Source organism: Nocardia farcinica (assembly GCF_001182745.1).
Lineage (GTDB): Bacteria > Actinomycetota > Actinomycetes > Mycobacteriales > Mycobacteriaceae > Nocardia > Nocardia farcinica.
On the sequence record NZ_LN868938.1, the window covers coordinates 3063580 to 3085524 of the forward strand.

The 21945-nt window shown below is 71.9% G+C and carries 22 protein-coding genes; 8 read left to right on the plus strand and 14 right to left on the minus strand.

Going from position 1 to position 21945, the window contains the following annotated elements; genetic code table 11:
• Positions 1-161 precede the first annotated feature (161 nt).
• Positions 162-2135: an AAA family ATPase gene (locus tag AMO33_RS14600; RefSeq protein WP_060592962.1), complete on the plus strand. Its 1974-nt coding sequence runs from the start codon at positions 162-164 to the stop codon at positions 2133-2135.
• Here AMO33_RS14600 and AMO33_RS14605 read toward each other — a convergent pair.
• Complete coding sequence (locus tag AMO33_RS14605) at positions 2033-3541, minus strand: flavin-containing monooxygenase (protein WP_060592963.1); 1509 nt, start codon at positions 3539-3541, stop codon at positions 2033-2035. The two genes, AMO33_RS14600 and AMO33_RS14605, sit on opposite strands and share 103 nt — an antisense overlap.
• Before the next feature lie 71 nt (positions 3542-3612).
• Here AMO33_RS14605 and AMO33_RS14610 point away from each other — a divergent pair, with 71 nt between their 5' ends.
• Entirely contained in the window at positions 3613-4629 is a 1017-nt protein-coding gene (locus AMO33_RS14610; RefSeq protein ID WP_060593501.1) for an AraC family transcriptional regulator, read from the plus strand.
• A 9-nt stretch (positions 4630-4638) separates the two neighbouring features.
• Here AMO33_RS14610 and AMO33_RS14615 read toward each other — a convergent pair whose 3' ends face one another.
• On the minus strand, positions 4639-5355 hold the full coding sequence (locus tag AMO33_RS14615; RefSeq protein WP_139337515.1) for a hypothetical protein: 717 nt from the start codon (positions 5353-5355) through the stop codon (positions 4639-4641).
• A 208-nt stretch (positions 5356-5563) separates the two neighbouring features.
• On the opposite strand from AMO33_RS14615, the gene AMO33_RS14620 reads away from it, so the two are divergent.
• The 3 genes from AMO33_RS14620 to AMO33_RS14630 all read left to right on the plus strand — a co-directional run bounded on the left by AMO33_RS14620 (position 5564) and on the right by AMO33_RS14630 (position 8072).
• Positions 5564-6505 carry an alpha/beta hydrolase gene (locus AMO33_RS14620; protein ID WP_060592965.1) on the plus strand — a complete coding sequence of 314 codons (942 nt, stop codon included), beginning with the start codon at positions 5564-5566 and terminating at the stop codon, positions 6503-6505.
• Positions 6506-6531: 26 nt separating this feature from the next.
• On the plus strand, positions 6532-7254 hold the full coding sequence (locus AMO33_RS14625; protein ID WP_060592966.1) for a VIT1/CCC1 transporter family protein: 723 nt from the start codon (positions 6532-6534) through the stop codon (positions 7252-7254).
• Between the two features lie 134 nt (positions 7255-7388).
• On the plus strand, positions 7389-8072 hold the full coding sequence (locus AMO33_RS14630; RefSeq protein WP_060592967.1) for a phosphoribosyltransferase: 684 nt from the start codon (positions 7389-7391) through the stop codon (positions 8070-8072).
• Between the two features lie 88 nt (positions 8073-8160).
• Here the strand turns inward: AMO33_RS14630 and AMO33_RS32090 are convergent, their stop codons facing one another.
• The 12 genes from AMO33_RS32090 to AMO33_RS14685 all read right to left on the minus strand — a co-directional run bounded on the left by AMO33_RS32090 (position 8161) and on the right by AMO33_RS14685 (position 19238).
• Positions 8161-8316, minus strand: coding sequence for a DUF6131 family protein (locus AMO33_RS32090; RefSeq protein WP_011207653.1), 156 nt, complete (start codon positions 8314-8316; stop codon positions 8161-8163).
• A gap of 45 nt (positions 8317-8361) precedes the next feature.
• A complete protein-coding gene (locus tag AMO33_RS14635; RefSeq protein ID WP_011207652.1) occupies positions 8362-8775 on the minus strand; it encodes a hypothetical protein in 414 nt (137 codons plus the stop codon).
• A 137-nt stretch (positions 8776-8912) separates the two neighbouring features.
• Complete coding sequence (locus tag AMO33_RS14640; protein ID WP_139337516.1) at positions 8913-9938, minus strand: DUF418 domain-containing protein; 1026 nt, start codon at positions 9936-9938, stop codon at positions 8913-8915.
• 104 nt (positions 9939-10042) lie between these two features.
• On the minus strand, positions 10043-10999 hold the full coding sequence (locus tag AMO33_RS14645) for an MlaD family protein (RefSeq protein WP_011207650.1): 957 nt from the start codon (positions 10997-10999) through the stop codon (positions 10043-10045).
• The gene (locus AMO33_RS14650; protein WP_060592969.1) at positions 10996-12066 is read right to left on the minus strand and encodes an MlaD family protein; all 1071 of its coding nucleotides are present in this window, start codon (positions 12064-12066) and stop codon (positions 10996-10998) included. The genes AMO33_RS14645 and AMO33_RS14650 overlap by 4 nt, the downstream gene beginning before the upstream one ends.
• Entirely contained in the window at positions 12063-13166 is a 1104-nt protein-coding gene (locus tag AMO33_RS14655; RefSeq protein ID WP_060593502.1) for an MlaD family protein, read from the minus strand. Before AMO33_RS14655 ends, AMO33_RS14650 begins: the two co-directional genes overlap by 4 nt.
• Positions 13166-14212 carry an MlaD family protein gene (locus AMO33_RS14660; protein ID WP_060592970.1) on the minus strand — a complete coding sequence of 349 codons (1047 nt, stop codon included), beginning with the start codon at positions 14210-14212 and terminating at the stop codon, positions 13166-13168. The genes AMO33_RS14655 and AMO33_RS14660 overlap by 1 nt, the downstream gene beginning before the upstream one ends.
• On the minus strand, positions 14200-15204 hold the full coding sequence (locus tag AMO33_RS14665) for an MlaD family protein (RefSeq protein ID WP_011207646.1): 1005 nt from the start codon (positions 15202-15204) through the stop codon (positions 14200-14202). Before AMO33_RS14665 ends, AMO33_RS14660 begins: the two co-directional genes overlap by 13 nt.
• Positions 15201-16229, minus strand: coding sequence for an MlaD family protein (locus AMO33_RS14670; RefSeq protein WP_060592971.1), 1029 nt, complete (start codon positions 16227-16229; stop codon positions 15201-15203). Before AMO33_RS14670 ends, AMO33_RS14665 begins: the two co-directional genes overlap by 4 nt.
• A gap of 3 nt (positions 16230-16232) precedes the next feature.
• A complete protein-coding gene (locus AMO33_RS14675; RefSeq protein ID WP_011207644.1) occupies positions 16233-17099 on the minus strand; it encodes an MlaE family ABC transporter permease in 867 nt (288 codons plus the stop codon).
• 1 nt (position 17100) lies between these two features.
• The gene (locus tag AMO33_RS14680) at positions 17101-17946 is read right to left on the minus strand and encodes an ABC transporter permease (RefSeq protein WP_011207643.1); all 846 of its coding nucleotides are present in this window, start codon (positions 17944-17946) and stop codon (positions 17101-17103) included.
• Between the two features lie 197 nt (positions 17947-18143).
• Positions 18144-19238, minus strand: a complete 1095-nt coding sequence (locus AMO33_RS14685; protein ID WP_011207642.1) for a calcium:proton antiporter — start codon at positions 19236-19238, stop codon at positions 18144-18146.
• Positions 19239-19354: 116 nt separating this feature from the next.
• Here AMO33_RS14685 and AMO33_RS14690 point away from each other — a divergent pair, with 116 nt between their 5' ends.
• From AMO33_RS14690 to AMO33_RS32590, 3 genes are all read left to right on the plus strand, one after another.
• The gene (locus AMO33_RS14690) at positions 19355-20020 is read left to right on the plus strand and encodes a phosphate signaling complex PhoU family protein (protein ID WP_229434911.1); all 666 of its coding nucleotides are present in this window, start codon (positions 19355-19357) and stop codon (positions 20018-20020) included.
• Positions 20021-20215: 195 nt separating this feature from the next.
• Complete coding sequence (locus tag AMO33_RS14695; RefSeq protein ID WP_060592973.1) at positions 20216-20995, plus strand: HNH endonuclease family protein; 780 nt, start codon at positions 20216-20218, stop codon at positions 20993-20995.
• Positions 20996-21030: 35 nt separating this feature from the next.
• Positions 21031-21813, plus strand: a complete 783-nt coding sequence (locus tag AMO33_RS32590; RefSeq protein ID WP_240327534.1) for a hypothetical protein — start codon at positions 21031-21033, stop codon at positions 21811-21813.
• Positions 21814-21945 lie beyond the last annotated feature (132 nt).

The window sequence follows — 21945 nt, forward strand, 5'->3', positions numbered from 1 at the left end:
GCCGCCCCGCACAGGCGAAATCCAACACAGCCTCCGGGAGCTCACCCGTTTCGGGTGAACCGCCGCGCCGCGCCGGTGCATAGCGTTGATCATGCCGCTCGGTCGGTATATGGGGGGCATCCCGTTCGTCTCGCCCGCGGGCACAGCTTCGAGGAGGCACCGTGGACTCCGCACGTCCCATCCCCGATCGACCGGCCGCCCCGCATCCGGAGCCGACCGGCCGTCCGCTGTTCTCGCCCGCGCTGCTGGCCCGGTTCGACCGCGCGATCGCGGCGAGTGCGGCACCGATCATCCTGGTGGTCGGCCCGGCGGGCAGCGGGAAGACCGCCTTCGCTCAGGGGTGTGCCGAATTCGCCCGTCCGGGAACGCGAGTCGCCCGGTTGACCCTGACCCCGGCGCTGAACGATCCCACCGCACTGGCCGCGGCCCTGGACACGCCGGCCACCGCGGCGACACCGCGCGAGGACGCGGTCCGTCGAGCGCCCGCCCAGCCGGAGCATCCGGCGGCTACGGGCACGCCGTCGACCGACCCGGCGGCTGCCCCGCATCCCGCCGACGCCCGGCGGCGCAGGCGGCCCGCCCCGCGAAACGCCCGCGGTGAGAACCGGACTCGCACCGCCGACACCCTGCTGGTCCTCGACGACGCCCACCATCTCACCGACCCCCGCGCGCTGGCCTGCCTCGCGCGGTTCCTGCACACCGCCGCCCCCGCCACCACCACGGTGCTCACCGCCCGGCACACCCCGCCGCTGCCGTGGCACCGGTGGGCGGCGACCGGCAGGCTGACCCGGATCACCGCGGCCGACCTGCGTTTGGACGCCGCGCGCACCGCCGCCGTCTTCGACCGCCACGGTGTCGCGCTCAGCGCCGCCGAGCTGACCGCCGTGCATCGCCTCACCGGCGGCTGGCCCGCCCTCGTTCACCTGGCCGCCGAGTACGTCGACACGCATCGCGACTACCGCGACGCGGCGCTCGGAATGCTCGAACACGCTCCGCGGCCGGTGGCCGACTTCCTGGCCGAGGAGGTACTCGGCGGTCTCGCCTCACGGCTGCGCGCCTTCCTCGCCGCCACCTGCCTGCCCGCCGACTTCACGATGGAGCTGGCCGAGGAACTCGCCGGTGACGGGGCGGCGTCGGCGGTGGAGGAGCTGGAGCGCCGGGATTTCCCGCTGCGCCGCCGGGTGCGCGAGGGCGTGGTGCGCTACTCCTATCCCCCGCTGCTGCGCGCCGAGCTCGTCGGGGAGGTGCGCAGGTCACAGCCGGATCGGATGCCGGGGGCGCACCGGGCGGCCTGCCGGGGCGCGGACGCGCTGACGCACGTGCTGTCGGTGCCGGGCCGGCCGGAGCTGGTGGCGTTCCTGCGCGAGCACGCGGTCCGCCTGGTGCTCGACGGGGCGGGCCCGATCCTGTTCGGCCGCTTGGAGTCCGCGCGCGCCTGGGTGCTGGACGACCCGTTCCTCGCCCTGCTGCACACCGCCGACGCCCTGGTCCGCGGCGAGCCGGTGCCGCCGCCGGGCCCGCCGCGCGCCTCCCGCGTCGTCGACGAGCGCGTCCTCGCCGCCCTGGCGGCCGCGGTGGCGATCGAGCACGCCACCGGCACCGGCACCCGCGACACGCTGCGCGCCCTGCGCATCGCGCGCCGCCCCGAACCGACCGGCCACACCCCGCTCGACTACTACCTGGAACTGTCCTTCGGCACCGCGCATGTCCTGCGCGGCGACACCGACACCGGTGGCCGGGGGCTGCGCCGGGCGCTGGTGCTGGCCGACCGGATGGACGCGGCCCGGCTGCGGGTGCGCGCGCTGGCCCGGCTGGCGCTGGCGGCGATGCTCGACGGCGACACGGCGGTGGCGCGGGCGCGGGCCCGGCACGCCGTGGCGCTCGCCGACGCGGCGGCGCTCATCGGTTCCGTCGATCACCTGCGGGCGGTCGCGATCGACGCCCTGTGCCCGTCCGTCCCCGAGCGGGGCGGCCTCCGTGGTGACGCTGCGCTACCGCCTCCGGCCGCTGACCCGCTCGGGCTGGGCGATCCTCAGCCGGCGGCGGCCACCGCCGAGGCCCCGCGACCGGCGGGGACCGGCGCGAGCGTCTTGCCGAGATCGGTGCGCAGCGTGGTCGCCGAGTCCACCAGATAGTTCTGCCGCACCTTCCACGGATGCCGGTCGCCCTGGCGCGGGAACTCGCCGATCGAGCGCTGGATGTAGCCGGAGGCCAGGTCCAGCAGCGGGCGCTCGCTCAATTCGCCCTGCGGGCGCGGTACCACGGCGGCGTAGCCGTTGCGGTCCATGTACCGCAGCACCTTGCACACCAGCCGGGAGGTCAGGTCGGCGCGCAGCGTCCAGGAGGCGTTGGTGTAGCCGATGCAGACGGCGAAGTTCGGGACGCCGGTCAGCATCGCGCCCTGCCAGACGAACTGTTCGGCCAGCGGCACCGGGACACCGTCGATGTGCGGGGTGATGCCGCCGAAGGCGAGCAGGCGCAGGCCGGTGGCCGTGACGATGATGTCGGCCTCGAGCACCCGCCCGGACTTCAGCCGGATCCCCTCGGGCACGAACGCGTCGATGTGGTCGGTCACCACCTGCGCCTTGCCCTTCTTCATCGCCTTGAAGAAGTCAGCGTCGGGTGCGGCGCACAGCCGCTGGTCCCACGGGTCGTAGTTGGGGGTGAAGTGCTCGGCGACGGCCTGCTCGTCCTTCAGGATCCGGGTGGTGAGCCCGGTGAGCAGCTTGCGCGCGGACTGCGGGCGGCGACGGCAGTACTGGTAGAAGGCGATGTTGAACAGGATGTTCTTGGTGCGGATCAGCCGGTGCGCCAGGTCGGGCGGGAGCAGTTCGCGGAGTTTGTCGGCGCGCTTGTCGCGGCCGGGCACGGCGCTGATCCAGGTGGGGCTGCGCTGCAACATGGTCACCGACTCGGCCTGCTCGGCCATCGAGGGCACGAGTGTGACGGCGGTGGCGCCGCTGCCGATGACGACCACGCGCTTGCCCGCGTAGTCGAGGTCCGCCGGCCAGAACTGCGGGTGCACGATGCGGCCGGTGAATTCCGCCGCGCCGGGGAACTCGGGGTCGTGGCCGCGGTCGTAGTCGTAGTAACCGGCGCAGGCGTAGAGGAAGCCGCAGGTCAGCCGCCGCTCGACGACCGTGCCGTCGGCCTCGCGCACGGCGAGGGTGAGGCGCCAATGCGCCTGCTCGCGCGACCAGTCGGCGGAGACCACCCGGGTGCGGTAGCGGATGTGACGGTCGATGCCGAACTCCTGCGCCGTCTCCCGGATGTAGCGCAGGATGGACGGCCCGTCGGCGATGGACTTGGCGTCGCGCCACGGCTTGAACGGGTAGCCGAGGGTGAACATGTCCGAATCCGAGCGGATGCCCGGGTAGCGGAACAGATCCCAGGTGCCGCCGAGCGCCTCGCGCGCCTCGAGGACGGCGTAGCTCTTGCCCGGGCATTCGGTCTGCAGCCGGTAGGCCGCGCCGATGCCGGACAGCCCGGCTCCGACGATCACGACGTCGAGGTGTTCCACGGTCGGCTCAGTCTGGGTCATGGCTACCAGTCTCCCCGATCGCCACGCCCCTCTTCTTGACTTCGCGCGACAAGTATTTGATTCTCGACGACATGTCGGTGATTCGATCCGCGGGCCTGCGGGGTTTCCGCGCCACGGTGGCCGAACTCGGGGGCGACGCCGAGGAGTTCGCCGCGGCCGTCGGCCTGCCGGTGGCCGCGCTCGACGCCGACGACCTGCTGGTCCCCGACCAGGCCGTGGCGGCGGTGCTGGAACTGGCCGCGCATCGGCTGGACCGCCCCGATCTCGGCCTGCGCATCGCGCGGCGCCAGGATCTGGACATGCTCGGCCCGCTGGCGCTGGCGATCCGCAACTCCCCCACCCTGGCCCACGTGCTCGAATGCACCTCGCGCTACCTGTTCGTGCACGCGCGGTCGCTGAGCCTCGAGATCGAACCCGATCCGCACGGCGAACGCGGCGTGCTGGCGCTGCGCTACGGTGTGCGCCCCGGCCTGCCGACGCCGGTGCAGGGCACGGATCTGGGACTGGGGTTCGTGCACCGCGCCATCCAGCGCCTGGTCGCGCCGCGTTACGGCCTGCGGTCGGTGGAACTGCCCTATCGCCCGAGCGCGCCGCCTGCGGCCTACGAGGAGTTCTTCGGCGCGCCGGTGCGCACCGGCAGACCCGCGGCGCTGCTGCGGGTGCCCGCCGAACTCGCCGACCGGCCGCTCTCCGGCGGTGACGAGAACCTGCACCGGCTGGCGCTGGCCTTCCTCGCCGAGCAGGCCACCGAGACCGGGGCGGCGACCGCGCCGAAGGTGCGCGCGGCGGTGCAGCAACTGCTCGGCACCACCCCGCCCGAGATCGGTGTGGTCGCCCGCCTGCTCGCCGTGCATCCGCGCACCCTGCAACGCAGTCTCGCCGCCGAGGGCACCGGCTTCGCCGCGATCCTCGACGACGTGCGCCGCCAGCAGGCCCGCCGCTACCTCACCACCACGACCATGCCGCTGGCGCAGGTGGCCTCGCTGCTCGGGCTGGCCGAACAGGCCACCCTCACCCGCTGCTGCCGCCGCTGGTGGGGCCGCACGCCGACCCAGGTGCGCCGCGCCGGGCTGGGCGCACCCGCGTGAACCCGGTCGTCAGGCGGCCTTTTCCACCTTGCGCACGGCGTCGCGGAAGAGCTGGTCGAACACGGCCTGGTCGACGCTGTCCTGCAACGCACCCACCCGCACCACGACCGTGGTGCCGCGCACCACGGCCATGCCCTGATACGCGGTGGTCGTCAGCGGCTTGCCGCTGCCGACGGTCGAGGTGCTCACGGCCTTGAAGGCCACCGCGTCGTTCGCGTTCACCCCCGCGGGCACGGTGAGGTTCTCCACCCGGCCGACGGTGGTGATCTCCTTGCCCTCCACGGTCGAGGTGACGGTCACCTCGGGACATTGCGCGTTGACCTCGCGCACGCGGGCAGGCTCACCGGCGCGGCCCGCGACGAACTCCATGTACATCAGACCGGCCTTGTTGTCGTTGGCGGCGATGACGGCGGAATCGGCGAGCAGCTCGCTGGTGGCGGTGCTGAGGTCCTGCTGGGTCTGCCCGCACTCGGCCGGGGTGACGGTCGAATTCTGCTGCATGCCGGTCATGTCCGCGACCGCGTCCTGCAGCCGGTCCTGCGGGAGGTCGACCTTCTCGGCGCCCTCGGGGAATTCGTCGATGCTCAGCAGCAGCTGGTCACGCGGGGTGCTCGGCGGCGCCGAACTCGGCGTGGTCTCGTCGTTGCCGCCGCAGCCGGCCAGCAGCAGCGCGCCCGCCGCCAATCCGGCCAGCAGTCGTGTTCCCGGGTAACGCAGTGTGATCATGCGGGCCAGCATGCCAGCAGGGCGGCCGATCAACGAATCGACGACCGACCGCGCGGTCCGTGCCGCCGACGCGCCGAACACCGGAAAGCGCAGGCGCACCGGCGAATTCGAGAATGGTGACGCACGACACATTCCCTCGGAGCCGCGGTCGGCGTCGCCCGCGCTGTTCTACCGTTCGAGCACAGGTCGAATCGGAAGGAACATCTCGATGTCCGGTCTGAGCAGAGTCCTCGTCGTGGTACTCACCGCGCTGGCGGGCATCGCTGTCCCCGCACTCCTCGCGCCGCAGGCCCACGCCGCGCCGATCGTGCGCTGGGAGACCCGGGTCAGCGACCGGATCCTCGACATCGGGGTGTCCTCACCGCATCTGGAGGGGCCCGACTGGTCGGTGAAGGTGGTGCGGCTGGTGGTGCCGCCGGGCTGGTCGCCGACCGCGAACCGCACCTGGCCGACGGTGTGGGTGCTGCACGGCGGCTTCGACGATCACAAGTCCTGGACCGACAAGGGCGGGCTGGAAGCACTCACCGCCGGTCGTGAGGCCATCTTCGTCCTCCCCGAGACCAGTTGGTGCAGCGCCTATTCCGATTGGTGGAACTACGGCGCCTACGGCCCGCCCGCCTGGGAGAAGTACCTGCTCGAGGACGTGCGCGGGCTGCTGGAATCGCGCTACCGGGCCAACACCACCCGGGCCGTCGCGGGCAATTCCATGGGCGGGCTCGGTGCGATGAAGTTCGCCGCGGAGTACCCGGGCATGTTCCGCGCCGCGGCCTCGTTCAGCGGCAACGTCGACCCGTTGCGCGAGTCCGGCGCACCCGGCGGCCCGGACCTGCCCGGTCTCGGCTGCGGCGCCGACTGGAAGCGCGTGTGGGGCGATCACGCCGTTCCGGCGCAGCGGGCGATCTGGCAGGAGAACAACCCCTACAGCCGCGCCGCCGACCTGATCGGCATCCCGCTGTTCGTCTCCTACGGGCGCACCGGCACCGTGGAATCGACGGTCTACGAACAGAACTACCGCTTCGCCGACCGCTTGCGCGCGGTGGGCGCCCAGGTGGACGAACGCTATGTGCCCACCGACGGGCACGACTGGCCCGCCTGGCAGCGGCAGCTGGGCAACGCGCTGCCGATGCTGCTGGCCGCCGTCGGCGCCTGACCCGCCCCCGGCGGTATGGTTCGGGCATGGCGGACTCGGACGAGCGCATCTCCCACCACGAACCGCACTCCCGAGGGTTGTCGACTCGGCTGAACTGGCTGCGCGCCGCGGTGCTCGGCGCCAACGACGGCATCGTCTCCACGGCCGGACTCGTGGTCGGCGTCGCCGCGGCGACCACCGCGCAGTCCGCGATCTTCACCGCGGGCATCGCCGGGGTGTCCGCGGGCGCCATCTCGATGGCGGTCGGCGAGTACGTCTCGGTCAGCACGCAGCGCGACTCCGAGGAGGCGTTGCTGGCCAAGGAGCGCCGGGAACTGCGCGAGGACCCCGCGGACGAGCTGCGCGAGTTGGCCGACATCTACGAGGCCAAGGGGCTGTCCCCGGCCACCGCCCGCACGGTCGCCGAGGAGCTCACCGCGCACGACGCCTTCACCGCGCACGCCGAGGCCGAACTCGGGCTCGATCCGGGCGCGCTCACCAATCCGTGGCAGGCCGCGGCCTCGTCGGCGGTCTCGTTCACCCTCGGCGCGCTGCTGCCGCTGCTGGCGATCCTGCTGCCCCCGGTCACCGCCCGTATCCCGGTGACCTTCGCCGCCGTGCTCGTCGCGCTGGCCCTCACCGGCTCGATCAGCGCGCGCCTGGGCGGCAGCAACCGGCTGCGCGCGGTGGTCCGGGTGGTGGTCGGTGGCGCGCTGGCGATGACCATCACCTACTGCATCGGGCAGATCGCCGACGTCGCCGGAATCTGACACGCCGGTGTCGGGCACCTTTCTTTCCGACGACGGGCCGTCGACGGTCGCCGCGGCGTAGACTTCGGTTCGACTCTGCGAGTCCCGATGTGCGTGGCTCGAATCCTGCGAAGTCCCTATTCAGGAGGACGAGCATGCCTTTTCTTGACCGCCGGGAAGCGGGCCGGCGTCTGGTCGAGAGAGTGCGCGGGTTCCACACTGCCGACACCGTGGTTCTCGGTGTGCCCCGCGGCGGTGTGCCGGTCGCCTACGAGGTGGCGGCCGCGCTCGGTGCGCCGCTGGACGTGGCGGTGGTACGCAAACTGCGGGTGCCCTACCAGCCGGAGCTGGTGTTCGGCGCGCTGGGCGAAGACGGCGTGCGTGTCGTCGACGACAAGATCCTGGTGCGGGCGTTCGTCTCCGATTCCGGCCGCGCCCAGGTGGAGACCAACGAGCGCGCCGAACTGGCCCGCACCGCGCTGCGCCTGCGCGGCGGCGCCGAACGGCTGGATCTGCACGGCCGCACCGTGGTGATCGTCGACGACGGTGTCGCCACCGGTGCGACGGCCCGCGCCGCGCTGGCCACCGCCCGCGCCCGGGGTGCCCTGCGCACGGTGCTGGCGGTGCCGGTGGGTTCGGTGCGCAGCATCCGGGCGCTGGCCGCGGTCGCCGACCACGTGGTGTGCCTGGAGACGCCGGAGATGTTCCATTCCATCGGGCACTGGTACCGGGATTTCGCGCCGGTGGAGCCGGCGCGGGTGTGTGATCTGCTCGACGGGGCGGCCGCGGAATTCCGGCAGCGCGCCCGGCGCGCGGCCGAATTCCGCCCGGTACGCTGAATCGGCCGGGTGGCGAATTCGCCACCCGGCCGATCGCGGGTCACCGCCGATTTCGGGTGAGCCGATCTCGGGTCACCCGGGCGGTAGGTCAGTAATAGTGCCTGCGGCCGCCGACGGGACGGCCCACCGAGCCGGCGATCCAGAGCACCGCGCCGACCAGCAACACCACGATGCCCGCGGTGACGAGCAGGTTGATGCCGAGCAACCAGCCGACGATCAGCAGAATCAATCCGAGAATGATCACGGTCTTACCCTTTCCTCATCAGTCGTCTCTCGACTGAAACGTCGTTCACGCCTTGGCTGGACCGGAGCCCGGTGGCCTGCGCAGGAATCGGTTGGCGCTCCACATCGGCCCGCCGGTCTGCGGCGGGGCGGGTGGTGCGCCGGCCGGCGCCTGTGGTGCGGGGGCGGCGCGGCGCGCGGCCGCGACCTCCCGGCGCGAACGACGAAGTTCCCGGCGCGCTTCGCTGCCGCGGCGGGCGCTACGCCACACACCGGTCGACAGGAGCAGCAGGCCGAGCATGCCCGCGGCGCCGACGAGAATGCCGACACCGAAGACCTCCCCCACGGTGGGGGTGAACAGAGAGCCGAAGATCTCGAAATCGCCCGCCGGTGCGCGCATCCGATCCAGGTCGGCTGCGGCGATCGACACCCCGACGACGACCGCGGCGATCAGGACGAGAAGTCCCAGAACTATGAACATGACAATCCCGCTTCGCTGAAATGTTCTGACATGTCGGCTATTCCCGGGAATCGGGCGCCCAAACGGCCACCAGCGAGAAGGAAATGCCCCTAAACGAGAAAATCCGGCACGGCGACGATGTCGGGACCGGAAGGTTCTCAATGGCGCGGCAATCCGAGAGATGCCGTCGCACTCTCTCGCCGACGCAGCACCGGGGCCGGCGCCCACCGGGCGACGCTGCGTGTCACCCACTCCAGCGGCCCGTCGCACAGCCACCGCAACCACAGGTGGCTGCAGAAGATCTGCCCGGCGAGAATGCCCGCCGCCAGGACCACCACGGCGCCGTAGCGGGTCGAGTCGGTCAGCCGCAGCTGCGGCTCGGCGAGCAGGATCAGCGGGGTGGCACTCAGCGAGGCCGTCAGCGCCATCCGGCCCAGCGGCGCCAGCAGCTCGGTCAGCAGCGCGCCGGTCTCGGTCCGCAGCAGCAGCAGGAGCCCGGTGAGGTAGGCCAGGGCACCGGCGAGCGCGGCGACCGGGCCGCTCGGGCTGCTCCAGAGCTCCAGATACGGTGTGCGCCACTGCCATACGGCCGTCGCGACCGCCGCGGGGACGGCGAGCAGGAAGACCGCGACCAGCCAGGCGGGACGCTCGACAGCCCGCTCGAGCAGGCGGTAGCGCTGGGCCGCGAGGCCGAGCAGCAGCAGGCCGGGCACCGGCGCCAGATCGCCGCCCAGGGTCAGGGCGACCGCGACCGTCACCCCGAGCCCCAGAGCGAGCACCGCGCCGCGCGGCAACAGGGCGGCGGGCGCCAGCACCACCGCGCCCGCGACGGCCAGCGGCAGCAGCACCGCCCCCGGCCGGTACCACAGCTCGATCGCGCCGAGCACGCTCAGAACCAGCAGCCCGCGCAGCAGCACCGCGTGGGGCCGCTGCCCGCGCCGGACCGCGGCGTCCATCGCGCGGGCACAGCCCAGGCCGAACAGGAACGCGAGCATCGCCAGGAAGCGACCGTCGAGCGACACCGCGAGCACCTGCCGCACGCCGTCGAGCCGCTCCCCGGACGGGTCGGTGTCGCGCATGTCCACGGCCCGCCAGATCCCCGGCACCAGCACTCCGCACACCGCGACGCCGCAGAGCGCCTCGAACTCGCGCCGCACCGCACCCGGCGCATCCTGACCAGCCATGCCGATCACGCTAACCCGGAACCGTTGCCGGGCCGTCGCTTCCGCCGGCACCACGCCCGGCCCGGTCGGCGGTGGCGCGGCGTCCGACCATCGCGCACACCGCGTCAGCGCACCGCGACCCGTACCTTCACCGCGTCCTCGGCGGTGCCCGCGAGCGCCTGCTCGATCAGTGCGCTCAGGTCCAGTTGCGGGCCCGCCTCGGCGACGGCGCCGGTGAGGGGTTGCAGGCCGGGCAGCAGCGCGCGGATCTCCGGACCCGCCTCGCGCAGCCAGGCGGTGAGCCGTTCCAGGAACGGCACCAGGCCGTCGTCCTCCAGATACCGCTGCGGGCTGCCTTCGGTGAGCATGGCCCGGCCGACCGCCTCGACGAGTTCGTCCAGGGCCTGCCCGAATCGGACCAGGGCGGGCGCGCCCGCGGAGGTGGCCGGGCCCGCCCAGTCGATGTCGGCCGCGGCGAGCTGGAAGCTGGTGAGCAGCTCGGCGATCCGGGGCTGCCTGGCCATGATGGTGGCCGCCAGCAGGTCGCCGGACCGGGCCAGCTCCGGCACCACCGCCTCGGTGCCGGTGAGCGCGGTGCTCACCGTTTCGACCAGCGAGCCGACCACGGTCGGGTCGAGCTGGTTCATGGTCTTGGTGACCAGCCGGGCCACCTCGGCCACCGACATCGGGGTGCGCACGTCGGAGGTGTCCAGGCGCTGACCGTCGCGCAGGTAGGGCCCGCCCGCGGCCTTGGGCACGAACTGCACGTAGGGCTCGCCGAGCGCGGACAGATGCTCGATGGTCACCACGCTGTCCACCGGCAGCCGGTGGTCGCCGTCCACGCGGAAGCCCACCTCGACCCCGGCGTCGGTCGCCCGCACCGCGGTGACCTCGCCGACCTCGATTCCGGTAAGCAGGATCGGGGAGCCGACCCCCAGGCCGCCGGAATTGCGCAGCACCATGGTGGCCTCGGTGTGTTCGGCGAACGGGTCCACCCGCACCACACCGAAGGCCAGGTAGGCCGCACCCAGGATCATGATGGCGGCGATACCGCCCAGCGAGGCCAGCGAACCCGCCTTCATCGCACCGCTCCGATCATGCGCAGTGTCCGGACGATCTGTTCGACCTGCTCGTCCTCGGCGACGGGACTGCCCTCCACCCGTACCCCGGTGACATTCACCTTCGGCCCGCGCTCGGCGAACGGGATGATCTTGTCCCGCAACAGCGCGACCAGCAGCGCCAGATTGCCCGGCCTGCCCAGATCCAGCGGGCCGCCGGTGACCAGCGGCGCGAACGCGGTGGCCGCGGCGTCGCCGGAGCGCGCCAACGGTGCCAGCCAGGACAGCGACTGGCCGACCGGGCCGAGACCGTCGAAGATCTCGGTGACCCCGGCGATGGAGGCGGCGTTGGCGTTCATCCGCTCCACCGAGGCGGCACTGAGGATGTTGTCGAGCTCGGGCCGGATCTCGTGCAGCACTTCGGCATTGGTGGCCAGGCCGTAGAGCAGCAGATCCACCTGGTCGAGGTTGGCGGCCAGGTCGGCGGCGTCGGCGCCGAGCACACCGGCGATCCGGGCGGTCTCGCGGGGATCCTGCGGCATGACCGCGTTGATCCGGTGCACGATGTCCTGCAACTGGTTCACCGCGCCGCCCTGCACGAACAACGCCATCGCGGCCATCGTGTCCTCGAGCTGCACGGGTGGACGGGTGTGGTCGAGGCCGATGGTGGCGCCGGGGGCGAGCAGCTCGCCGAACCCGTCCGGCGGGGTGGTCAGCGCGATGTGGATGTCGCCGAGCACGGTGTTCTGCCGCAGTTCGGCGATGGTCGCGGTGGGCAGCCGCACCGATGCGGAGATCGCGGTGCGCACCACCACGTACCCGCCGCGACCGGGCGGCGCCTGGTCGGCGGGCACCACGGTCACCTGCTCGACGGTGCCGACCTGGGCGCCGTTGGCGATCACCTTCGCCCGCGCGGGCAGGTTGAGCACGTTGGCGAATTCGATGTCGAGCGCATAGGTCGGTCCGGGCACCGAGTTGCCCGGCACCGGCACCGCCGACGGGTCGAACGCGCACCCCGCGAGCGCGATCGTGCCGGTCAGCAGCGGCGCCAGGAACAGGCGGCGCAGGACACGTCCGGCCGGGACTCTCATCGCGCACCCACCGTTCCGAGTACCAGGGACACCAGATCCACCCGCACCAGGCCGTTCTCGGCGCCCGCACACCGGCCGGGGGCGATCGCCTCGACCGCGGCGCAGACCTGTTCGGCGGCCGGTTGCGGGAGCGCCACCCGGGGCGGGGCGTAGGTCAGCCCGCTCGCGCCGGTCTCGGGATCGGCGGCGGTGCGGAACGCCGAGGCCAGCACCGGGGTGGTGAGCACGATGTCGCGCAGCGATCCGACGTTGGCGCGCAACAGTTTCAGCAGCGGCACCGTGCGGTCGAGCAGCCCGAGGATCTCCGTCCCGAACAGGGCGGTCAGGTCGTCGAGCATCGGCAGCACCTCGCGCAAGGCGTCGAACAACTGCGCGCCGGGCACCAGCAGGTCGTCGGTGGCCTGGTCGAGCACCGGCCCCACCCGCACCAGCATGGTCTCCAGGTCGCCCCAGTACTGGTTGACCTTCTTCGACACCGAGGAGAACGCGTCGAAGATGCCTGCCAGATGGGCGATGTCGGCGTCCGGCGATTTCAACGCGGAGCCGAGCTTGTGGATCAGCTCGTTGATCTGCGGGCCGGTGTCGGCGGTGGCGCGATCCAGCGACGCCAGCCCGGCGGCCAGCGAATTCTGCTGTGCCGGATCGGCGCCGACGAGTTCGTCGGAGAGCTGCGCCAAGGCGGTGAGTGTCTCGGTGAGGCTCTTCGGTGTCAGCGTGCGGGTGATGCACGCGCCGCTGTCCCAGGGCTCGGTGGTCGTGCCCGAGGCGAGGACGGCCAGCTCCCGGTCGGCGACGACGGTGTCGGAGACGGTGGTCGCGGAGGCGTCGGCGTAGACCGGATGGTCGGCGTCGACCTCGAAATCCACCCGCACACCGCTGCCCTGGTTGCGCACCGAGGTGACACTGCCGACCACGATGCCGCGCATGGTCACCTGGTTGCCCTCGTAGAGACCGATGCTGTCGGGCATGATCGCGCAATAGCTCTCGGTGCGCCGCAACGGCTCGAAGGCGAGCACGTAACCGACCACGGCCACCACCGCGATCACCACCACACCGGCCACCGACATGAAGGCCTGACTGCCCAGCAGACGCTTGACCATCAGCACTGCCTCCCCGGCACCGGCACGCACACATCCGGCAGTTCGAGGCCCGCGGGCACGGGCACGGTCTGCGCGGACTGATCGATCACCAGGCCCTCCTCCGGAATCACCAGGGTGCGCAGCTTCTCGCCGAGTTCCCGGGTGGTGGCGATGACGGGTTCGAGCGTGCCGCCCATCTCGGTGAGCCGGCCGATCGCCGCGGACAACTGGTCCGCGCGCGGCCGCACCGACGACTCCCAGGCCGGGGCCAGGGCCGCGACCCGCTGCACCACGCTGGTCAGCAGCGCGACCGCCTCGCGCAGTTCGGCGCGCTTGTCGATGAGCACGTCCTCGAGCAGGATGACGTTCTCCATCAGCCTGCGCAGATCGCTCTTGGCGCCGTCGTACATGGTGACGTACTCGTCGGCGACGGCGATGGCGTTGGAGACCTGGGCGCGCTGCCGGTCGATCGCGTCGACGTAGCTGCCGACGGTGTCGAGGGTGGTGCGCAGCGTCTCCGGCGCGTCGGTGACCGCGCGGTCGAGTTCGGCGAGGTTGCGGCGCAGGGTGTCGCCGTTCACCTCGCGCAGCGGAGCGGTGGCGTCCTGGAAGGTCTCCATCAGGCTGTAGGGCAGGCGCACCCGGTCGGCCGGGATGACGCCGTCGCCCAGCGGTTCGGTCCCGGCCGGGAACAGCGCCACGTAGTGCCCGCCGACCAGGGTGAGCATGCGGATGTCGAGCGAGGTCTGGTCGCCGACGAACACGTCGTCGTCGACGGTGAACCGCATGACCACGCGGTCCGGCTTCAGCTCCAGGCTCGTCACCGCGCCGACGGTGACCCCGGCCAGGCGCACGTCGTCGCCGACCTTCACCGACTGCGCCTCGGTCAGCTCCGCGGTGTAGGTCGACTTGCCCAGCGGCACCGCGTACAGCACCCCGGCGGCGACCACGCCGAGCACCACGGCCAGCACACCGACGATGCCCAGCCGCACCTCCCGGCGCGTGCGGGCCGCGTCGTCGAGCACCGGGCGGTCGCCGCCGAACCAGCGCGAGATCATCGTTTGCATATCGTCACCTGTTGTCCGGCGATCAGCACCCGCAGCGGGGTGGGCACCTCGGCGGGGCCGTTGCCGCATTCGGGCTGCCAGCCCGCGACGGTGCGGGGCAGCGCGTTGTCGACGGCTTGGAGCAGGCCGGGCAGCCGGCCGAACACCTCGACGGCCTCCCGCGGATCCGGGAACAGCGAGCGCACCAGCGCGTCGATGTCGGTGGCCCGGTCCGGGTCGAGGCCGAGCGTGCCCAGCAACCGGTCCAGCGGCGCGAGCACCGAGGGCGCGCTCATCGCGAAGTCGGCCAGGCCGCCGATGTTGGCCTGCAGCGCCTGGAAGATGTCGCTGAGCCGGGCCAGCAGCGGTACCAGGTGGTGCACCCGGCCGCCGACCTTGTCGGCCAGCTCGGACATGTTCTTCACCAGCGTGGCGATCACTTGCTGCCGGTCGCCGACGTATTCGCTGAGCTGCCCGATGGCCGCCATCGCCGGGCCGAGGCCGGTGCCGTCACCCTCGATGACCGCGAGCATGCTCTCGGTGAACTGGTTGACCGCCTCCGGGGAGAGCGTGGCCAGCACCGGTTGCAGGCCGTTGAACAGGCTCGTCACGTCGAACGACGGCACCGTCCGGTCGGCGCCGACGACCGCGCCGGGGGCCAGCCGCACCCCGGGCGTCGGTTCCTGCTGCAGGTCGATGTAGCGCTGGCCGGTGAGGTTCTGGTAACGGATGGCCAGGCGCGAGTTGTCGTAGATCGGCGTCGCGGTGGTGACGGTGAACCGCACCTTCGCCATCGACTGCTCGAGGCCGATCCGCTCCACCTTGCCGACCTGCACGCCGAACATGCGCACGTCGTCGCCGACCTTCAGGCCGTTGGCGTCGGTGAACAGCGCCTCGTGCGTCTCGGTGTCCCCGGCGACCGGGCGCTGGATCGCGGCCAGCACCAGCGCGAGCACCACGGCCATCACCGCGGCGAACAGGCCGAGCCGCCAGGCGGCGGCACGCACCGTCATCGGGCACCTCCGAGCAGCGGGACCGCCAGGCCGGGCACGTGCGCGAGTTCGACCTCGAGATTCAGCACCGGGCCGTCCGGGGTCTCCGGCATCGCCGCACGCAGTCGGCCGAGCAGTTCGCGCAGCTCGGCGCCGGACTGCGCCGGGCGCGGCACCATCTGCGCCAGCACGGCCAGCATCGGCGCGAGCATGTCGGTGGCCTCGGCGAGTTCCTCGCCGGCCGTGCTGACCGTGGTGGCCAGGCCGGGCAGGATCGAGCCGGTCAGGGCGCCGACCCCGACGTCGTAGCGGTCCTGGTCGGTGCGCAGGATGCGGATGTCGTGGAACTGGTCGAGGATCCGGATCGTCGCGCCGGCGAACTCGCCGCCGCCGTCGAAGGCGGGGCCGAGATTGCCGAGCAGTTCCGAGGCGGGCATGGTCTGGTGGTCGGCGATGGTGCGCGCCACCGTGATCAGCGCCTGCACCAGCGGGGTGAAGGCCTGCACGTCGGCGGAGATCTGCGCGATCACGGTGGCCAGGCGCGGGGAGAACGCGGTCTCGCCCACCTGGGAGAGGCTGCGCAGGATCGCGCCCATGGTGGCGTCGTAGACGTCGCCCGCCCGCGGGCCGGTGAGGTCGACGACGGTGCCCGCCCGCAGCGGCGCACCGCCGGGGCCGCGCAGCAGTTCCAGTTCGCTGATGCCGAACAGGTTGGCCGGTGCGTAGTCCAGCCGCAGCGAGTCGTCGATGCCGGGCAGCGCGTCGGCGTCCAGGCGCAGGTCGATGCGCTGGGTGCCGCGCTCGTCGGGTGCGATCGCGGTCACCTCACCGGCCAGCACGCCGTCCACCCGCACCTGGGTGCCCTCGGTGACGCCGTCGCCGATCTGCTCGGTGCGCAGCGTGATGCGCAGCCCGTCCTCGCTGCGCAATCCGCGATAGAGACCCGTCACCAGCGCGACCACCACGACCAGCGCCACCAGCACCAGTCCGAGGGTGCGCGCGCGGGTCCGGTCGGCGGCGACGCCGGGCAATCCGTATTCAGGCACCGTTCACCCCGTGAAGCTGATCGCCGAGTTGAAGCCCCACAGCACGATCGAGAGCACCATGTCGATGGCGATGATCGCCACGAAGCTGGTGCGCACCGCGCGCCCCGACGCGATGCCGACGCCCTCGGGCCCGCCCTTGGCGAAGAAGCCGTAGTAGCTGTGGACCAGGATCACCACCGTCCCGAAGACCGCGACCTTGATCACCGCGGCGATCACGTCGAAGCCCGAGACGAACTGGAAGAAGTAGTGGTCGTAGACACCGGCCGACTGTCCGTGCAGCAGCGTGATCAGCCCGCGGCAGGCCGCGTAGGCCAGGATCAGCGCGATCAGGAAGGTCGGCACGATGGCCAGCGCGCCCGCGATCACCCGGGTGGTCACCACGAACGGCACCGAGCGCAGGCCGAGTGATTCGATCGCGTCGATCTCCTCGGAGATGCGCATGGACCCGATTTCGGCGGTGATCCGGCAGCCCGCCTGGGCGGCGAACCCGACCGCGGCCGCGATCGGTGCCAGCTCGCGGGTGGTGGCGTAGGCGGAGACGATGCCGGTGACCGGGCCCATGCCGAGCATGTCCAGCGTGGCGAAGGACTCCACACCCACCGAAGCGCCCATCACCAGCCCGAGCACCACCATCATCGGCACCGTGCCGCCGCCGACCACGATGGAACCGCGGCCCCAGGTCATGTTCGTGATGGCACGCATGGTCTCGGCGCGGTAGCGCGACAGCGTCAGCGGCACCGCCGAGAGCACCTGCCAGACGAACACCGCGACGAAGCCGAAGGATTCGATGCCGCGCAGCACCAGCCCGCCGCGCCGCACGTAGCGCACCAGCGGACCGAGCCCCTTGGGCACGTACGAGGAGACCGCCATATCAGGCCAGCCTCGTCGGCAGGAACATGGCGGTGACCTGGGTGAGCAGCAGGTTCACGCACACGATCGAGACCACCGAGAGCACCACGGCGGCGTTGACCGCGTCGGCCACGCCGCGCGGGCCGCCCTTGGCCTCCAGACCGCGCTGGCAGGCGATGATCACCACCAGGAAGCCGAAGATCAGCGCCTTGCCCAGCGACACCCACACGTCCGCGGTGGAGGTGAACGAGCCGAAGGTGGCCCAGTAGCTGCCCGGTGTCACGTCCTGGCCGCCGATGGCGACCGCGTACCCGGCGAGCACGCCGACGAAGATCACCAGGACGTTGAGCAGCGGCGCGACGATCAGCATCGCGACCATGCGCGGGATCACCAGCCGGTGGATGGGGCTGATGCCCATGGTGTGCAGCGCGTCGATCTCCTCGCGGATGGTGCGCGCGCCGAGGTCGGCGGCGATGGCGGCCGCGCCCGCGCCGCCGAGCAGGAAGCCGGTCGCCATCGGCGCGCCCTGCTTGATGACGCCGAGCCCGCCGGTCGCGCCGACGAGGGAGTCCGCGCCGAGGGTGTGGATCAGGTTGCCGACCTGGATGGAGACGATCACGCCGAACGGGACGGCCATCAGGATCGCGGGCACGGCGGTCACGGTGACCAACCGCCACGCCTGGAGCAGGGCCTCACGCCACTGGAATTCGCGGCGGATCAGGTCGCCGACGGTGCCGGTGACCGATTCCTGGGCGATGCCGACCGCGCGGCCGAAGGTGCGCAGCGAGGAGACGACCGTATCGGAGAAGTTCTTCCGGACGATCGCCGTCGCGGATACGCGGTCGGCCGTGCGGATCTCCGGCGTCATTCGGCGGGCCCGCGGGCCGCGCCCGCCGCACGGGACGTCTGGATGTTCATGGCGCTCTCCGAATCCGGCTTCGATGCCAACGTCGGCCAAGCTAATAGGTACTCTGCGTCACAACAAAATCAGGGAGCCGTGACGCTGACCACTTTCCAACCGAACCCGAGCACCGTTCCGGTTATTCGTGATCCGCACCACTTCGGCTACGGACTGGCGGCGAGGAACACAAAAGCCGAGAACAGAGCCAGGTGCACGCCGCCCTGCAGGAGCGTGGCGCGCCCCGGAACCACGGTCAGCACGCCGACGACGACGGTCAGCGCGAGCAACACCATCTGCGTGGCGCCCAGTCCCAGAATCAACGGACCAGGTAGCCAGATAGTTGCTACAGCGATGACCGGGATGGTCAACCCGATGCTCGCCATCGCCGAGCCGAGGGCCAGGTTCAGGCTGATCTGGAGTCGGTCGCGCCGCGCGGCCCGGACCGCGGCCAGCGTCTCCGGCAGCAGCACCAGCAGCGCGATCACCACACCCACCGCCGCGTGCGGCATCCCGGCCGTCGCCACCGCCGACTCGATCGACGGCGAGACCACCTTGGCCAGCCCGACCACCCCGGTCAGCGCGAGCAGCAGCAGCGCAAGGCTGAGCAGCGCCGCGCGCGTGGAGGGCCGCTCGTCGTGCAGATCGTCGTCGGTCACCACCCCGTCCGCCTGGACCGGCGGCAGAAAGTCGTCGCGGTGCCGCACCGTCTGCACCATCACGAACAGCCCGTACAACGACAGCGAGGCGATCGCGGCGAAGGCCAGCTGCGGGGTGGAGAACTCCGGGCCCGGCACGCTGGAGGTGAAGGTCGGCAGCACCAGACTGAGCGTGGCCAGCGTCGCCACCGTCGCCAGCGCCGCGCCGGTGCCTTCGGCGTTGAACTCGGCCACCCGCCTGCGCAGCGCCGCGACCAACAGGGCGAGGCCGAAGATGCCGTTACAGGTGATCATCACCGCCGCGAAGACGGTGTCCCTGGCCAGCGTCGCCGATTTCTCCCCGCCGGAGATCATCAGCGTGACGATGAGCGCCACCTCGATCACGGTGACGGCCACGGCGAGCACCAGCGCCCCGAACGGTTCACCGACCCGCTCGGCGACCACCTCGGCGTGATAGACCGCCGAGAGCACCGCCCCGATCAGGAACGCGGCAACCACCACGACACCCACCGAAGGCAGACTTCGCCCCCAGGTGGCGGCCAGGACGACGGCGGCGAGCAGGGGCACGAACACGGTCCAGCGGTCTCTCAGCGCACGGATCATGCTTCCATCGTCCCAGCAGAATCGGACATCAAGATCGAGGCACGTGGCCGAGTCGCCCGCGGCGATATTGTGGCGATCGATTCCGCACCGGCCGGGGCATGGGCGAGAATTCCCGTGTGCGGACCCAGTTCACCCACGAGCTCATCGCGTTGACCAACGATCTGACGCTGATGTGCCGTCTCGCCCACGATTCCCTCGAACGGGTCGTCGACGCGCTGGCGGGCGCCGATCTCACCGCCGCCTACGAGGTGTTCGCGCTCGAGGAGCAGTTACACAAGATGCACGGCACCTGCGAGGCGCGCACGGTGGCGCTGCTGGCGTTGCAGGCGCCGGTCGCCCGCGACCTGCGCCATGTGGTGACCGCGATGCAGATCGCCGACCAGCTCTCCGGCATCGGCACCCTCACCAGCGCGGTCGCCGACCAGGTCTACCGCCACCACCCCGAACACGTTGCGGCGCAGCCGATCCTGTCCGCGCTGACCGAGCTCGGCGGGGTCGCCGCGGCCCGGCTGGCCGCCGCGGGCGAGGCGGTGACCACCGGCCACCCCGCCGACGACCCCGCGCCCGGTGCCTCCGTGGCCGAGCTGCGTGCCCGGCTGCACGCCGCGCTGAGCGATCCGGACCGTCCCGAAACTCCGGCCGTCGTCATCGATCTCACGCTGCTCGGCAGTCACCTGGAACGCTGCGTGGAGCGTGCCGAGCGCATCGATCGGCTGATCCGCTTCCTGGACACCGGGATTCCGCCCACCGCGCAGCCCGGACCGGAACTCCCGGCCGACTGAGTGTGCGCAACCTCATAGCGGTCGGTCCGCTCGCATCGGTGACCGGCGGGGTAGCTTGACGGCCGCTGAGGTAGGAACGCCACCGACGATGCCGAATCGATGCGTGACATCGGTCTGCTTGCTACGGCAGCATTTTCGGTAGCGCATGGTAGTGAGTGCGGGACGGGTGAGCTCCCGTTTCGGTAGGGAGTCGTTGTGAAGGTGTTGTCGTCCCGCCGGATTCGCCGTTTCCTGGGAGTGGCGGGGCCGATCGTGCTGGCCGCGCTCATCGCGGCCGCGTTCGCCGTGGTGGAGGAGCGGACCGGAACCGTCAGCGGGCGCACCGATACCGCCGGTTCGGCACCGGGCTCGGCCGCCGAGGTCACCGGAATGCTCGCACAGCTGAAGGTCGCCCCGGAAGCCTCGATGAACGGCTACAGCCGAGAGAAGTTCCCGCACTGGGACTCCAACAAGGCCGAGCACGGCTTCGGGGCGGAGTTCACCCGCTACAGCCGGTGCACCACGCGCGAGGTGATGATGCTGCGCGACGCGGAAGGCGCGGTGCAACTGGACCCGGCAACCTGTCAGCTCACGGTCGGCTCCGGCGGTGGCTGGCGCGACGAGTACGGCACCCTCGACCGGAAGACCGGTCAGCTCAAGCCCTACAAGTGGATCACCGACCCGGCGGCGGTGGACGCCGAGCACATCGTGGCGCTGGCCGAGGCATGGCGCTCGGGCGCGGCGGGCATGGACGAACAGACCCGCCGCCGGATCGCCAACGACGCGCTGAACCTGCAGGCCTCCGACCCGACCGCGAACCGCTCCAAGGGCGACCAGGACGCCGCGAACTACCTGCCGCCGGGAAAGTTCCGGTGTGCCTATGTCGATCGGTACCTGCGGGTGAAAGTAAAGTACGGGCTGACCGTGGACTCGGCCGAGCAGGCCGCGCTGCGCACCGCGGTCGACGACTGCGTGCGGCAAGGAGGGTTCCGATAAGCGACATCGTGGCAATCTCGGGCAGAGCCGCCGTCATGACCGACGAGGAAGGCACGGTCTCCGGCGACCTCGAGGTGACCCTCGACGAGGCGGGCAGGGGCCTGGTGCGCTATCGCGACACCGACACCTGGTACACCATCGGCAATCTGGACGGCGAACCGCCGCACCCGTGGGACTCGGTGCAGCGCCTGGCGGCCGCGATCGAAGCCGATCTCGGTGCGCGCGACGCCGCCGGGAACGTGATCCCCTTCGAGGTCTTCCCCGAGGACGACAGCGCGGCCGGTGCGGACACCCCCGCACCCGACGGGCCGGACGCTCCCGCCACCGCGGGGACCGGCACCACGTCCGACATCCCCGCGCAGACCGCCACCGGCCCGACCACGACGGGCACGGGCAGGACGGGCACGACCGGCACGGGCACGACCGCGACGGACGCGGCCTCCGCAGGCCCCACCCCGAACGCCGCACCCACCGGCGCTGCCTCCGCGGGCACCGCCACGGACCCCGCACCCACCGGCGCTGCCTCCGCGGGCACCATCGACGCGGCTCCCCTGGACACCAGCCCCGACGCGACCGGCCCCGACGCGCCCTCGGCCACCGCAACAGCCACCGACGCGGCGTCCACCGACACCGTCACGGTCCCCGGTCCCACCGACGCGGCCTCCGCCACCACCGACGCGGCCTCCGCAGGCAGCGCTGCCGACGCGTCCGCCACGGGCACTGCCACCGACGCAGTGAGCACGGGCACCGCCACGAACCCCGCCTCCACCGGCGCCGGCTCCACCGAAGCGGCGGACGACCCCCGTTCGACCGGGTAGTCCGCCCGCTCCGACACCGGCTCCGGCGACGCCGGGACCCCGAGCACCCCCACTGCCACTGCGAGCACCACGACTGGCCCAGGAGGAGGCGCCCGCCGACGACGCGTCCCAGACGCCACGGCTGCCCCGCCC